We start from the raw sequence: 13,923 nt of genomic DNA, 5'->3' as shown, positions 1-13,923 counted from the left end.
AGGGTTTTGTCGGCAGACAAATTTTGAAACTTAAGGTCAAGTTGTGTATAAATTGATGTTAAAGTATAATTTTCTGGAGAGGTGAATAATTTGGAAAAGATCCAGGTATACATAGAGATCAATGAGGGCGGAACAGTTCCGGCATACGCAAACTTCAATGATGCCGGTGCTGACGTATTCGCATCAAGGGACATCGCGATTCGCCCTATGGAATGTCTTGTGATTCCTTTGAACATAAAGGTCGCATTGCCAGACAACATCGAGATGCAGGTGCGCCCCAGAAGCGGTCTTTCGCTTAAGACAGACCTAAGGATACCAAACAGTCCAGGGACAGTTGATGCAGGCTACAGGGATTCAGTCGGAATCATAATGCAGAATACCTACAATATATCAAATCTTCCATATGAGATATTGGCTGATCCTACAATTTTGGAGAAAATCACTTCTGAATACAAGCTTACTACGCTAGAGCGATTGATTGGAGTTCAGGAACCTACAGGTAGTCCGTCATACCTTAATGTTCTTCAAGCCGTTTCTTCCATCAGCCCCATAATAGTTGACAGTATAGGAAATCCTTACGGGACAATCTATATCGGAAAGGGAATGAAGATTGCACAGCTGGTTTTCAATGAATACAAAAGCGCTGAGTTCATAATGGTTGATTCTGTAGCATCAATCGGCACAGACCGCGGTGGCGGTTTTGGAAGCACAGGAATCTAAATGGAATCTAAATGGCACCTGCAAATCTTGAATTTGCAGGTGCCATGATTATTATCAGCTGTTCTTCTTAATGATGTCTTGGAAGAATTCCTTTGGCCTTACTCCAACGGTTCCATCCACAGCCTTCCCGTCCTTGAACAGGATTATGGTCGGTATGCTGGTGATCCTTAGTGACTGCGAAACCTTTGGATTGTTATCCACGTTAAGCTTCACAACTTCAAGCTTGCCTTCGAATTCTTTGGAAAGCTCCTCCATTACTGGAGCAACCATTCTGCATGGTCCGCACCATGGCGCCCAGAAATCTACCAGAACCATTCCCTTCTTGTTAAGTACTTCGCTTTCAAACGTTGCATCGTTTATCTCTCTCATCTTATTTCCCTCCTGCCATACGGCATAATTGCTTTATTCAATCCCCTAAATTTCAGGTATTTTATGGATATATTATACCACGATATTAAATTTTGTCAAATTTAATTTTGTATGTCCATACTTAAGCCTTCACATACTCAAGCTGGACCAGTCCCGATTTGAACTGACTGCAGGATACAAGTTTCACCCTGGAGGTCACCGATTCTTCAAGATCACCAAAAAGGCGTATTCCCCTTCCTATCATAACCGGTATTATTGATATTACGTACTGGTCAATCATGTCGATATCTCGCAGATTCCTGACTGTCTCAGAACCTCCATCTATGAAAATCCTGCCACCATCGGTAGCCTTAAGATCTTTGAATAACTTAAGGACGTCATTGCAGTATATTACATCATCAGCATTTTTATCAGTATCCTTGGTCAGAACATAAACCTTTTTACCAAAATAAGGAGGTTCTGTACTTATCGATTTTACTTTTTCATAGGTCTTCCTTCCAAGTACAACTGTATCCACAGATTTCAAAAATTCGCCATATCCATAGTCCTCACCATCAATTGCAACCATGTCAAGCCATGCAATGTCGCCATCCTCCCTGGCTATGAATCCGTCCAGACTCTGAGCGATATAGAGCACAACTTCTCTATTTTTCATGCTATTTCTCCTCATCATTTTGCAATTATATATCCAAGCATCCCATGGGAGGATGTATCAGATATTACGAATCCATTAACTTTCAATTACAAAACAAAAGCGGCAACCATTATTGATTGCCGCAGTAGTTCTAATCAGTTGATTTTCTCTGCTCTCAGAATCCAGTTTGTAGTGGATGTCTTGCAGGTCTGGAGCGTTATGACCTCTCCACCTGAAGTCGATGTTATGTAGCTGAAGTATTTCTGTCCGTCATTTACGCCAACAGCGCTGTCAGTGACAATGAATTTTTTCGTAAGCCTGTAGGTTGTAGGCTTTCCCGACCCGTCAGTCACGATTATCGTGCTTCCGATGGCAAGATTCCAGATTCCCCTGAACGCTCCGTCATTATGCCCGATGAAGTGAGTGTTGGAGCCATCGTTTCCAGACCAGGGTGTTGCCCCTCCCCAGGTCGAGATAACATTCCTGTTTGAGTCGATGATGCTCTGACCTGATGACTTTCCGCCATTCTTGTATACTAAGGCTTTCCCGGCAATATACATCCTGTTTGGGCTGTATGAGCTTCCTGCTGAAGCGGATGCTTTTGTAGCAGGAAGTATCTCGGTCTTAGAGAGATACGTGCCTGAAACATAGCCTGTCTTTCCTCCATATGAAACCCTTGACCATCCGTTGCTTGCAACCCTGGTAACCTTAAGCTTAGTGCCTGCCGGTATGGATGCAAGCTTGCTGTAGCCAGCAGAAGGACCTTTTCTAAGATTCAGGGATGACTTTGTCCATCTGTAATATGAGACAGCCTTGTATGTCAGACCTGCATTGTAGGTTGCAGTATCAGGAACTTCAGTATCCGTCTCCAGAGCGGCAGCGATTTCCATGTTTCCAGCTTTCCTTGCTTCACTCTTGAAAAGGATAAGCTCTCCCATGTCATCAGTTGTACCAGACCAGTCTGCTTCGACTGTTATCTGAGAATGTGCAGTGAAGGAAGCATCCACAGCACCGGTAGACCTGACAGCTCCTGTTGCAGGAATCAACGCTGCTCCTATGACACCAATTGCAATCACTTTACCTATATTAGCCAATACTTTATTCATACACCTATCCTATCTATCAGACAACATCATCCACTGCTGCAACTCTCGATTTAACATCCATATGCATATGTGAGACTTCTGATAATTCATGCATTGTTTTACAGCCCCAATGTTAAATGCTAAACATTTTAACGTCAAATCACATTATTCTACAAAAACCAACATATCCCGAACTAACAATCCATGCAAATCAAATAATTCGTAATGTCAGCAAAAATATTTTCAGTTTTTTTGACAGATACGCACACATATTCGGATATACCCGACATGGAAATTTAACCAGTCCTGTGTCACGCGAATATTGTCACCGGATATTTGTATAATTAGTCGAAATAATTTTTCAGACAATTCATATAATTTAATTATCATATTTAACTGTTCGTATATTTACTTATAATCCGGCTATATTTTTATTCAATATAAAATGAGAAGCGGTGGACCCATATGTCCACCGCTTCTCATTTTATACTCGTTAGTCATTCATGATGACGTCTGAGTTTATATTCAGATTTCTTTTCTTCCTTCCATAGCCTTGGATAAAGTCACTTCGTCTGCATATTCGAGGTCTCCGCCAACAGGCATTCCTGACGCTATTCTTGTGACCTTGACTTCAAGAGGCTTCAGCACCCTTGATATGTACATGGCAGTAGCCTCACCTTCTATGGTAGGATTTGTAGCCACGATGACTTCCTTGATGTTACCGGACATTCGTCTTACGAGCTCCTTGATCCTGATATCCTCAGGCCCTCTGCCGGCCATAGGTGATATGGTACCATGAAGTACATGGTAGACTCCATTGAACTCCCTGACTCTTTCAAGGGACATGATATCCTTGGGCTGCTCGATGACGCATATGGTATCGTGGTCTCTGCTCGGATTGCTGCAAATCGCACACGGATCCTTGTCGGTAAAGTTCCCGCACGTCGAGCAGTATTTGATTGTTCCTCTTGCCTTGACGAGCGCTTCAGCAAATTCCCTTACTTCTTCCTGCGGAAGATTGAGAACATGCAGCGTAAGCCTTTGCGCTGTCTTGTAGCCTATACCGGGAAGCTTTGCGAATTCCTCGATAAGCTTCTCGATCGCTATGGGATAAAAATCCATCAGTCACCTCAGCCTAGAACATTCCAGGCATTCCCCCGGTTAGCTTGCCCATGACCTTCTCTTTTTCATCATCGACCATTTCAAGCACATTGTTAATAGCAGCCAGTATCATGTCTTCAAGTGTTTCGACATCTTCAGGGTCAACCGCATCAGGCAGCAGCTTTATTTCAGTTATTACCTTCTTGCCGTTCGCCTTGACAGAACATGCCCCTCCGCCTATTGAGAACTCATACTCCTTAGTTTCAAGCTCCTTCTGGGCATCCTCGATCTGCTTCTGCATTTTCTGCGCCTGTTTGAGAAGCGCGTTCATATTTCCTCCACCCATTCCTGGGAATCCCTTTGCCATTTCAATACCTCCAAAATTTCTTTCAATATATTATACTATAGACTTCTATTCATCTACAATCTCGACACCAGTACCCTGAAGTGATTCGGCAAGCGTGCCCTTCGCGACTGCTTCAGGCTCCCGTTCCTTGTCACCTTCAACAGAGAACTTGAACTTCACCTTTTCACCAAGTACAGCTGCTGCCGTATCCTCAAGGACATCCCTGTATTCCTTCTTTTCAAGCCTCTTCTTGTTAAACGAGTATTCCTTCGCAAACCTGACCTCTATGACACCCCTGTCGCATTTCATGGGATTCCCTACGATTACTGAAGCCTGAATAATCATTTGCCTTCTCGCCTTCAGAGCCTCCATGATTTCCTTCCAGCTTCTCTTCACCATATCCAGAGTTACCTTGCAGTCATCATTGAAGATGTCTTCATTTATTCTGACTGCTTCCTTCATCACCTTCAGGTCTTCCGGCCCTGTCAGCGACTGGCTTTTTATAGCCGATGGCTTTGGATCCGGCTTCACTTCGGTTTTTGACGCAGGCTGCAGATTGCCATTCCTGATATAGTCTTCAAGCATGGATATTCTGCTGAGCATTGATTCCCTTGATGAATCAAGCTCAGTCTTGGTCAGGTTTATTATGGCGAGCTCAAGATAGATCCTCGACTGCTTGCTGAACTTCGCCTGCTCCTCCGCTTCCTGGAGAAGCCTTATGGCCTTGGTAATCATTTCATTTCCGGCAAGGTCTCCCTGAATCTTCAAAAGTTCGATATCTTCTCTTGTCATGTCGATTACCTGCTCCGGATCAGGCATTATCTTTCCAACTAGTATGTTCCTGAAATGAAGAACCAGGTCCTTTGTAAAGCCATAAGGGTCCTTTCCTCCGTCAACCACTTCATCGAGTATCTGTATGGCACTCCTGACATCCTTCTTAAGAATTGCTTCTGAAATCCTGAACAGGTTCTCAGTTCCCGAAAGACCCAGCATGTCCAGTACCTCTTCATAGTCCAGCTTTCCTTCTCCCATGCTTATCGCCTGGTCCATCATGCTCAGGGCATCTCTCATTGCTCCATCAGATACTCGGGCAATCAGCTCGAGACTCTTGTCTTCTGCATATATACCTTTTTTGTCCGCAATGAGCCTTAGCCTTTTTCCGATTTCCTCATACCTTATACGCTTGAAGTCAAACCTCTGGCATCTTGAGAGTATGGTGACGGGAAGCTTCTGAGGGTCCGTGGTAGCCAGGATGAATACCACATGCGACGGCGGCTCCTCAAGCGTCTTGAGGAATGCATTTACAGCTCCTGTAGACAGCATATGGACCTCATCGAGGATATAGACCTTGTATTTTCCCTCATGCGGCGGATACTGGACCTCATCCACAAGCTCCCTTATGTCGTCGACCTTGTTGTTTGTAGCAGCATCCTGCTCTATGACATCCAGGGACAGACCCGAGTCAATCTTCCTGCACATGTGACATACATTGCAGGGCTCTCCATCCTTCAGGTCAATGCAGTTGAGTGCCTTGGCCATTATCTTGGCGCAGGTGGTCTTTCCTGTTCCCCTGGTTCCACTGAAGAGGTATGCATGACCTATCCTGCCCGCTTTAATCTCATTGATAAGTGTAGTAGTTATATGTTCCTGTCCGATAACATCACTGAAGACCTTTGGTCTCCATTCCCTGTACAGCGCCGTGTATGCCATGGATTCACCTTCCATTCATGCCTATTGTTGCTCATCCTCTATTATACTATATTTTCCATCTGTTTAGCCTGGCCTTAAGGCAATTCAATTCAGACCATGATTGTCGAAGAATATCGCATAATTGCGGCCACATGTCGAAGTTTGATGAGCGAAACCTTGCCAAACCCGTTCATTATCAAGCCTTTCTTCACATGAATTTCACACATTGGGTTTATTATTAACTTACTAAATCAAACGAAAGAGAGTTGATCACATGAAGAAGATAGTCGGAGCAGTGCTCCTGTCGCTCCTTGCCTTTGGAGCAACAATGTCACTTAACACAACCGAGGCGTACGCAAAAACAGTCAAGAACACTGACAGGCCTGCAAAGGTAATGAAGCTGGAAGAGAAAAAGACTCCTCCAAAGGCAGCACCTGCTATAGCAAATGAGTACATCAAGGAAGAAGGAATCGAAAAGCTGAGGGATGCTGGTAACGTAATCGCTGCCGTATCAGAAGCAATGGGTACTGATTCATCATTCAACGGGTTTGAAAAGACAGACGTTGAGGCATACAAGGCTGCAGTCGTAGCTTTCGTAGACGCATATGTCCTTGCACACCCTGAAGCAGTAAAGACCGAAGATACCGAAGAGGCTGAGGAAGCCCCTGAAGCAATCGAGGAAGAGGATGCTGAGGTCAAGGATGCTCCAGCTGTTGCCAACATGGCATTAAGAAAGTCAGGTTTCAAGAGACTTACCGATGATGGCAATGTGATTGCAGCCATTACTAAAGAAATAACTGAAGACGGAACCTTCAAAGGTGTCATGAACACAGCAGTGGAAGAGTACAGGACAGCCGTGATTAATTTCATCAATTCATTTGGAATCCTGCTTCCATCAGCAATGACAATCATTACAAGCCTATAGTAAAATACCGGTGCCAGGCAGTCTGAAGATTGCCTGGCACCGGTATTTTTATCTGTATACTATTGCACCCTTGTTATTAAGGCTCAGGATCCTTACGTCCGACTCAATCCCAGCGCTTCTGAAGCCTTCCTCCATTGCTGACCTTACAGATTCCGAGTTATGCTCGTCAGCAAATGCTATTACCGTGGGGCCTGCTCCACTGAGGGCAGCTGAGAAAGCACCTGCTCCGAGAGCTCTTCTCTTGACCTCCTCGAGACCGGGAACCAGCGGAATCCTGTAAGGCTCGTGAAGCCTGTCGTTCATGGCCTTTCTGAGAAGGCTGTAGTCCTTCATAAGGAGCGAGTATACAAGGAGTGACGCATTTCCAATGTTGAAGATGGCATCCTCTCTGCTTACTGCCCTTGGTAGTATCGCCCTGGATTTTTCCGTAGGCAGTTCGAATTCAGGGATTGCAACCACCGCAAGAAGCTTGTCGTCAACATCGATCTTCCTGTAGATGATCTCCTTGCCCTCCATCCTGCTGAGGACGAATCCTCCAAACAAGGCAGGAGCTACATTGTCAGGATGTCCTTCGACTTCAGTAGCCATTTTCAGAAGCTCGTAGTCCGATATGTTTGCAGCAGATATCTCCCTCGCAGCCAATAGCCCGGCTATTATAGCTGATGCGCTGCTGCCAAGTCCCCTTGATAGGGGTATCCCATTGATTATCCTGACTGACAGCCCTTTTGGCTCGTATTCCACAGAATCAAAAAGCTTTTTCGCACACTTGTAGATGAGATTGTCTTCAGAACAGGATAGCTCCTCGCTGCCTTCACCCTCTGATGTTATCCTTATCCCTTCCCCGCCTGTTTCCATGATGACTTCCGTATACATGTCAAGCGCAAGTCCCATTGTGTCGAAACCCGGTCCTAAGTTTGCAGTCGTCGCAGGTACAATTACCCTTACCATTCCTACCTCCATGCGAAGCCTTAAAGATTTCACAGCTCCGCCCATAGCTTACTTCCCTTTTTATATACCTATCCTAAATAAGTTATCTCTTTCCTTCTTCGACCCTTATGACGCTTGTCACTTTCTCGACCACATCAAGCTTTTCGATTGCTGCCAGAGAATCCCTGACATTCTTTTCCTTGACCTTATGGGTTACAAGGACAATCTCAGCCACTCCGCTGTCATCTCTGTACTGCTGCCTTACCAAAGCGATACTGACGCCGTGGTCGCCAAAAACAGTGGCAATCTTTGCGAAAACACCGGGTATGTCCTTTACCTTCATCCTGGTATAGAATGCGGTATCAACCTCCGATATGTCCTTGATTTCCTTTCTCTTGACTATCTTCCTGTAGCTTGATCCCATGGTATCGTTGATGAAATCCCTGGTGGCCTTCATAAGGTCGCCAATGACTGCACTTGCAGTCGGAAGCTCACCTGCGCCACGTCCGTAGAACATGGTCTCGCCAACTGCATTGCCTTCTACGAAGATCGCATTGAAGACATCATTTACAGCAGCCAGCGGATGATCCTTGGGAATGAATACCGGATGGACTCTCGCCTCAGCCTTGTCATCCACATTCATGCCTATTCCAAGCAGCTTGACCACATAGCCAAGCTCATCAGCATACTTTATGTCGTCTTTGGTTATTTTCGTGATTCCCTCAACGTAGACATCATTGAAGGTTATTTTGGTATCGAACGCAATAGTGCCAAGTATCGCAATCTTCCTTGCAGCATCGAGTCCTTCAACATCAGCGGTAGGGTCGCTTTCTGCATATCCAAGTGCGACTGCATCCTTCAATACGTCCTCGTAGCTCTTGCCTTCTTTTGTCATCCTGGTGAGTATGTAGTTGGTCGTTCCGTTAATTATTCCCATTATCTTTCTTATCTTATTGCCGGCAAGGTCCTCTTTTAAAGTTCCAATTATCGGGATGCCTCCGGCTACGGATGCTTCGAAATAAAGGTCCCTTCCATTCTGATGGGCAAGCTCTGAAAGCTCTTCCTCATGAAGAGCGATAAGGTCCTTGTTTGCTGTGATTACCTGCTTCTTTGCGGAAAGCGCCCTTTTTATGTAGTCCATGGCCAGGTCCACGCTTCCCATTACCTCAATCACTATGTCTATATCATCATTCTCCAGGATATCACGAGGGTCAAACGTGATGAGCTCTGACGGTATTTCCGGATCTCTTTCCTTGTCCTTGTTCCTAACAAGAATTTTTTCGATCCTTATTTCCTTTCCGACTTTCTTGGTGATGATATCCTTATTTTCCTGGAGCATCTTGTATACTCCGGTTCCCACAGTACCCAGCCCTACCAGGCCAACTCTTACATGATCCATGTTACACTCCCCATCTCGCAGGACCATGAAGAAGCAGGCAGCTTAAGGTATTACCTTGCGCTGCCTGTTTCACGTCCAAACGCTTCATCAATTCTAATTAACCGTAAATGCATGCAATCCAGAGCCTTCCGACTCTCCGATTTTTTTAATTATATCAGATGTGTGCGTAATTGCAAGTCACTTGTCCACGAAAGCGGGCCTTAAGACCTCTTATCAAGCCAGGCAATCGCCTCACTTATGACCTCATCCTTTTCAACCTCGTTGAATATCTCATGGTAAAGCTTCGAATAAATCTTGAGACTCTTGTCTTTAGAGGCTATCTCACCGAAAAACTCCCTTGAATCTGAATTGGAAACCAATCCATCATCGCAGCCGTGCATAAGGAATACAGGATCTGTGAAATTTCCGGGATTCCCCTTGAGGTATCCGATTCCCTTAAAAATAGTATAGAACAAGCCTGCTGAAATCTGCTTCTCGACAAGAGGGTCTTTCTGATAGGCTGCCACTACCTCTGGGTCACTGCACACTCCTGCACCAAGCTCATTGGGGAAGTATGTCTCAGCGGGTAAATCAGGAGGTAAGGCTGAGCCTGCTCCAGCGTTGTTTCTTGTAAGCGCTCCAGAAAGCACATAGCCGTCAGCTTTTCCCGGATAGTGGCTTCCGAAAAGTGCGGATGCGTACCCTCCCATGCTGTGGCCTACAACAAATAGCCTGGTTCCCGGATTCTCGGACTTCATGAGGTCGAACACAGCATTGACATCCTCGAATATCTCATTATAGGTTCCATAGAATACACGCCTGCCTTCAGATTTTCCATGTCCTCTGTGGTCAAACCTGTAAACAGAATACCCGCTGCTGTTCAGCTTCTCAGTAAGATAGTCATATCTTCCAAGATGCTCGCAGAGTCCATGTACTATAAGTACAACAGCCTTATTGTGCATTACCTCGTCCTTTTTAACAAAAAGACCTGTCCCATCATACGATTGGAAAATTCTCTCTTTCATTTTACCCTCCTTATTATTCCTTGAAATCTAAACGTTTCCATCTACATTATTATACCATATCATCACTACATGCTTTTTGACATCATCACCAATAAGAAAAACAGAATCCTGCAGCTCAGGTGCTTATACTTAATTGCATCCTGCTGAAAATGATACTACAATTGAGGTGAATACTTCTGGCAAGGCTAAACCCTGCCCTGAAAGGCGGTCAATTCATGAAGAAAATCCTGGGATCAGTGCTTTCACTCGCCCTCGGCCTGCTGTTCGGTTTCTTCGGAGTCATGAACTCGGTTTTTTCCGATGGAGCCATGGATGAAAGGCTTGTTATCATAGCAGTGATACTCGTCATATACGGATTACTCGGCTTGCTGCTTGGATTCTTCTTCTCTGAAATGCATATAACTGCAGCTCTACTCCTAATTGTACCAGGCATTGTGTTCCTGACCCTTTTCCTTTTCTCTGAATTATATCTGCTGATCCTACTTTATATGGTGCTTCTGGTTTTAATAACCTTCGTATCGGTTAAGCTTGGGCACCACCTTCACGGCAAGACCAGGAAGAATTATTGATTAAGGAGCGCTTCTTCAGGGAAGCGCTCCATTAAAATAAAACAAATAAAAAAACCACCCTCAATGGCATAAACCATCATGGGTGGATATGTACAATTAAACCGTGCACCTTTCTCCGACAGAAAGGTTCCAGGCGTTACCCTAGCAGTAAACTCAGAACAGGTTTGCCACGGCACACACACAAACTACTTATCGCTGCTACCTTCCGGTCCTGACGAGGTTCATAGCCGTACATTGCGTGGGACCAATTCATCAACGTTACTTTCATGGGTCAGGCCCTGAAGCCTTGGGCCTCGGAAAGGAATTCAACCCTGCTGTAGCGGATTGCAGGTTACAGGGCACCGCTGGTTCCCCATCTAGCACGGAATGGCGGAGAGGATGGGATTTGAACCCATGATTGAGTTTCCCCAATACACACTTTCCAGGCGTGCGCCTTCGACCACTCGGCCACCTCTCCACATCACATCAACACACTTAAGTTGTTATAAAACTTACATGCATTGAACAACATTGTAATTATAATGGATAGTTTTTTTTACGTCAATAGTTTTTTAAGCTGAGGTTTCAACGGAAATAGCAGCAAAAAATCTGCAATAATCCAGTTGAAGTGAAATGCTGAATTTTATTTTGGCGTCGAATTTCAAGAAATCCTTCAGAAAATATGCTAAAATCATGACTAAATAAATACTTCTTTACGCCGATAACCATGGGGGTACCTATGAGCGAATACCTTTCGATAAGTGATATGGCAGAGCTGCATAACATAACACGTCAAACCCTGATCTATTACGACAAGATAGGTCTGTTCAAGCCAGACCACACTGAAAGCAACGGATACAGGGCTTACGACACCCTTCAGATTCCTGTGCTCCGGGAAATCTGCTACCTTAAGAATGTTGGCATACCTCTTGATGAAATAAAGAATCATATAGGAAGCAGGAGCCTGGATTCAGCATCAAGCCTTCTCAAAAGCCAGAAGGAAGCATTGGATAGGGAGATAGCGAGGCTTACCCTGACCAGAGAGTTCATCAGCCACAGGCTCGACTTCTACAGCAACATGAGCAGGTACAAGGAAGACCTGGACAATCCTGCAATCATTGAATTCCCTGAACGCTACGCCGTTTTTGTACCTTTCGAAAACCCCATTTGCAGAAAGGAGCTCCACGTCACTCTGATGAAGGCCTGGAAGATACTCTGGAAGCATGACATGCTCTCTTCAGACGGATTCGGAACGATGATCAGGAAAGGAAGCATCAATGATGAAGACTGGTTCAAGGGAGCTGGTGTAATAGCATTCCTTCCATATTACAAGGAAGAGATAGACAGCAAAATCATCATTGAGTCAGGGAAATATGTATGCATGAACAAAAACGCAATGCCCTATGAAAAGGATCCGCTGCAAAGGCTCCTTGAGCATATCAATGGCTCTGGATATGAGATAAACGGGGATATCCTTGACCTTTGTCTGCTTGACACCACGTTTTATGGTGCCGACAGGAATGTCGACTATTGCCAGCTGCAGATAAGGATAAAATGATAATGCTGCCACCAAATTCTACGGTGGCAGCATTTCCTTTTTAAAAAATCACCTGGCTAAAAAAATCCTTGACTGTATTGCTGATATACACCTTAGACTGAGTTCAAATAAAGAGAGGTGCATTAAAATGTCAAATGAAAAAACAGCAGTCAATGATCTGCGTTCAGCACTTGAGCTTCTGAAAACCGTGCCTGGTCAGCTGATCGAAACAGATGTCCCCGTAGACCCAAATGCAGAGCTAGCCGGTGTTTACAGGTACATCGGAGCCGGTGGTACCGTAATGAGGCCTACAAGAATAGGTCCGGCAATGATCTTCAATAATGTCATCGGCCATGAAGATTCCAGAACCTTGATTGGTCTTTTGTCCAGCAGGGAAAGAGTTGGATTAATGCTGGGCTGCAAGCCTGAAAGGCTTGGATTCCTTCTCAATGATGCAGTTAAAAAACCAATCGACCCGATAGTTGTTCAGCATGATGCTGCACCGTGCCAGGAGATAGTCCACTACTCAAGTGATGAGGGCTTCGACATAAGGAAGCTGATACCAGCTCCTACAAACACTCCTGAAGATGCAGGCCCGTACATAACCATGGGCATGTGCTATGCATCAGATCCAGAGACTAAGGAGTCAGATGTGACTATACACAGGCTGTGCCTGCAGTCAAAGGACGAGATTTCCATGTATTTCGTACCTGGTGCAAGGCATCTTGAAGTTTTCAGGCAAAAGGCAGAGAAACTTTCACAGCCGCTTCCAATTTCAATCAGCATTGGAGTTGACCCTGCAATAGAGATCGCAGCCTGCTTCGAGCCACCCACAACGCCAATCGGCTTCGACGAGCTTAGCATTGCAGGCGCCATCAGAGGCAGGGCGGTAGAGCTCGTAAAGTGCATGACAATAAACGAGAGAGCCATTGCAAATGCGGAGTATGTCGTAGAGGGCGAGCTTCTTCCTGGAATAAGGGTCGAAGAGGACCAGAATACAGGAACAGGCAAGGCGATGCCAGAATTCCCGGGGTATACCGGCGGAGCCAACAATTCGCTCCCGATAATCAAGGTCAAGGCTGTGACTCACAGGATAAACCCGATAATGCAGACAGTCATAGGTCCAAGCGAGGAACATGTCAGCATGGCAGGAATACCTACTGAGGCTAGCATCCTCCAGATGGTCGAGAAGGCGATGCCTGGCAGGCTGCTGAATGTCTATGCCCACTCGTCAGGAGGCGGCAAATATATGGCCGTGATGCAGTTCAAGAAGAGCCAGCCAAGCGACGAAGGTCGTCAGGGTCAGGCAGCTCTGCTGGCTTTTGCAGCATTCTCCGAGCTGAAGCACGTGGTCCTTGTTGATGAGGATGTGGACATATTCGATTCAAACGATGTGCTCTGGGCACTCAACACAAGATACCAGGGCAATGTAGACACAACCTTCATCCCGGGCGTAAGGTGCCATCCACTCGATCCCTCACAGAGTCCTGAATACAGTCCACTTATCAAGGACAAGGGAATCTCCTGCAAGACCATATTCGACTGCACGGTCCCTTATTCCTTGAAGGACAAGTTCCAGAGGTCACAATTCATGGAGGTAGACCCGACAAGATGGGTACCTGACTACAAATAAGCAATC

Annotated in this window: 14 protein-coding genes, 1 tRNA gene and 1 other RNA gene; 5 read left to right on the top strand and 11 right to left on the bottom strand. The window is 45.4% G+C overall.

Features of this window, described 5'->3' with window-relative positions; genetic code table 11:
• Positions 1–81: 81 nt before the first annotated feature.
• Positions 82–720: a dUTP diphosphatase gene (locus J2Z34_RS06850; protein ID WP_209459125.1), complete on the top strand. Its 639-nt coding sequence runs from the start codon at positions 82–84 to the stop codon at positions 718–720.
• Between the two features lie 54 nt (positions 721–774).
• On the opposite strand, the gene trxA is transcribed toward J2Z34_RS06850, so the two are convergent.
• The 6 genes from trxA to dnaX all read right to left on the bottom strand — a co-directional run bounded on the left by trxA (position 775) and on the right by dnaX (position 5,965).
• A complete protein-coding gene (gene trxA, locus J2Z34_RS06845; protein WP_209459124.1) occupies positions 775–1,089 on the bottom strand; it encodes a thioredoxin in 315 nt (104 codons plus the stop codon).
• A 121-nt stretch (positions 1,090–1,210) separates the two neighbouring features.
• Positions 1,211–1,744 carry a dihydrofolate reductase family protein gene (locus J2Z34_RS06840; RefSeq protein WP_209459123.1) on the bottom strand — a complete coding sequence of 178 codons (534 nt, stop codon included), beginning with the start codon at positions 1,742–1,744 and terminating at the stop codon, positions 1,211–1,213.
• A gap of 134 nt (positions 1,745–1,878) precedes the next feature.
• Complete coding sequence (locus tag J2Z34_RS06835) at positions 1,879–2,829, bottom strand: SH3 domain-containing protein (RefSeq protein ID WP_209459122.1); 951 nt, start codon at positions 2,827–2,829, stop codon at positions 1,879–1,881.
• A 504-nt stretch (positions 2,830–3,333) separates the two neighbouring features.
• Positions 3,334–3,930 carry a recombination mediator RecR gene (recR, locus tag J2Z34_RS06830; protein ID WP_209459121.1) on the bottom strand — a complete coding sequence of 199 codons (597 nt, stop codon included), beginning with the start codon at positions 3,928–3,930 and terminating at the stop codon, positions 3,334–3,336.
• 13 nt (positions 3,931–3,943) lie between these two features.
• Positions 3,944–4,276: a YbaB/EbfC family nucleoid-associated protein gene (locus J2Z34_RS06825; RefSeq protein ID WP_209459120.1), complete on the bottom strand. Its 333-nt coding sequence runs from the start codon at positions 4,274–4,276 to the stop codon at positions 3,944–3,946.
• A 45-nt stretch (positions 4,277–4,321) separates the two neighbouring features.
• Positions 4,322–5,965: a DNA polymerase III subunit gamma/tau gene (dnaX, locus tag J2Z34_RS06820; RefSeq protein WP_209459119.1), complete on the bottom strand. Its 1,644-nt coding sequence runs from the start codon at positions 5,963–5,965 to the stop codon at positions 4,322–4,324.
• 253 nt (positions 5,966–6,218) lie between these two features.
• Between dnaX and J2Z34_RS06815 the strand changes: the two genes are divergently transcribed.
• The gene (locus J2Z34_RS06815) at positions 6,219–6,869 is read left to right on the top strand and encodes a hypothetical protein (RefSeq protein ID WP_209459118.1); all 651 of its coding nucleotides are present in this window, start codon (positions 6,219–6,221) and stop codon (positions 6,867–6,869) included.
• Positions 6,870–6,917: 48 nt separating this feature from the next.
• Here the strand turns inward: J2Z34_RS06815 and thrB are convergent, their stop codons facing one another.
• The 3 genes from thrB to J2Z34_RS06800 form a co-directional block, all read right to left on the bottom strand.
• Positions 6,918–7,829: a homoserine kinase gene (thrB, locus tag J2Z34_RS06810; RefSeq protein ID WP_209459117.1), complete on the bottom strand. Its 912-nt coding sequence runs from the start codon at positions 7,827–7,829 to the stop codon at positions 6,918–6,920.
• Between the two features lie 70 nt (positions 7,830–7,899).
• Positions 7,900–9,195 carry a homoserine dehydrogenase gene (locus J2Z34_RS06805; RefSeq protein WP_209459116.1) on the bottom strand — a complete coding sequence of 432 codons (1,296 nt, stop codon included), beginning with the start codon at positions 9,193–9,195 and terminating at the stop codon, positions 7,900–7,902.
• Positions 9,196–9,395: 200 nt separating this feature from the next.
• Entirely contained in the window at positions 9,396–10,199 is an 804-nt protein-coding gene (locus J2Z34_RS06800) for an alpha/beta hydrolase (RefSeq protein WP_209459115.1), read from the bottom strand.
• Between the two features lie 215 nt (positions 10,200–10,414).
• Between J2Z34_RS06800 and J2Z34_RS06795 the strand changes: the two genes are divergently transcribed.
• On the top strand, positions 10,415–10,768 hold the full coding sequence (locus J2Z34_RS06795; RefSeq protein WP_209459114.1) for a DUF6954 family protein: 354 nt from the start codon (positions 10,415–10,417) through the stop codon (positions 10,766–10,768).
• A gap of 101 nt (positions 10,769–10,869) precedes the next feature.
• Here the strand turns inward: J2Z34_RS06795 and ffs are convergent.
• Both ffs and J2Z34_RS06785 read right to left on the bottom strand, forming a co-directional pair.
• Positions 10,870–11,133: signal recognition particle sRNA large type (gene ffs / locus J2Z34_RS06790), an RNA gene on the bottom strand.
• 2 nt (positions 11,134–11,135) lie between these two features.
• Positions 11,136–11,225: transfer RNA gene (locus J2Z34_RS06785), tRNA-Ser, on the bottom strand.
• 261 nt (positions 11,226–11,486) lie between these two features.
• On the opposite strand from J2Z34_RS06785, the gene J2Z34_RS06780 reads away from it, so the two are divergent.
• Together J2Z34_RS06780 and J2Z34_RS06775 are read left to right on the top strand one after the other, a co-directional pair.
• The gene (locus J2Z34_RS06780) at positions 11,487–12,305 is read left to right on the top strand and encodes a MerR family transcriptional regulator (protein ID WP_209459113.1); all 819 of its coding nucleotides are present in this window, start codon (positions 11,487–11,489) and stop codon (positions 12,303–12,305) included.
• Positions 12,306–12,432: 127 nt separating this feature from the next.
• Positions 12,433–13,917 (top strand): UbiD family decarboxylase, encoded by a 1,485-nt coding sequence (locus J2Z34_RS06775; RefSeq protein ID WP_209459112.1) that lies wholly within the window; start codon positions 12,433–12,435, stop codon positions 13,915–13,917.
• Positions 13,918–13,923 lie beyond the last annotated feature (6 nt).

It is taken from the genome of Youngiibacter multivorans, from assembly GCF_017873395.1.
Lineage (GTDB): Bacteria > Bacillota > Clostridia > Clostridiales > Clostridiaceae > Youngiibacter > Youngiibacter multivorans.
The sequence above is the reverse complement of the archived record's forward strand: the minus strand, read 5'-3'. Positions and strand labels throughout refer to the sequence as shown.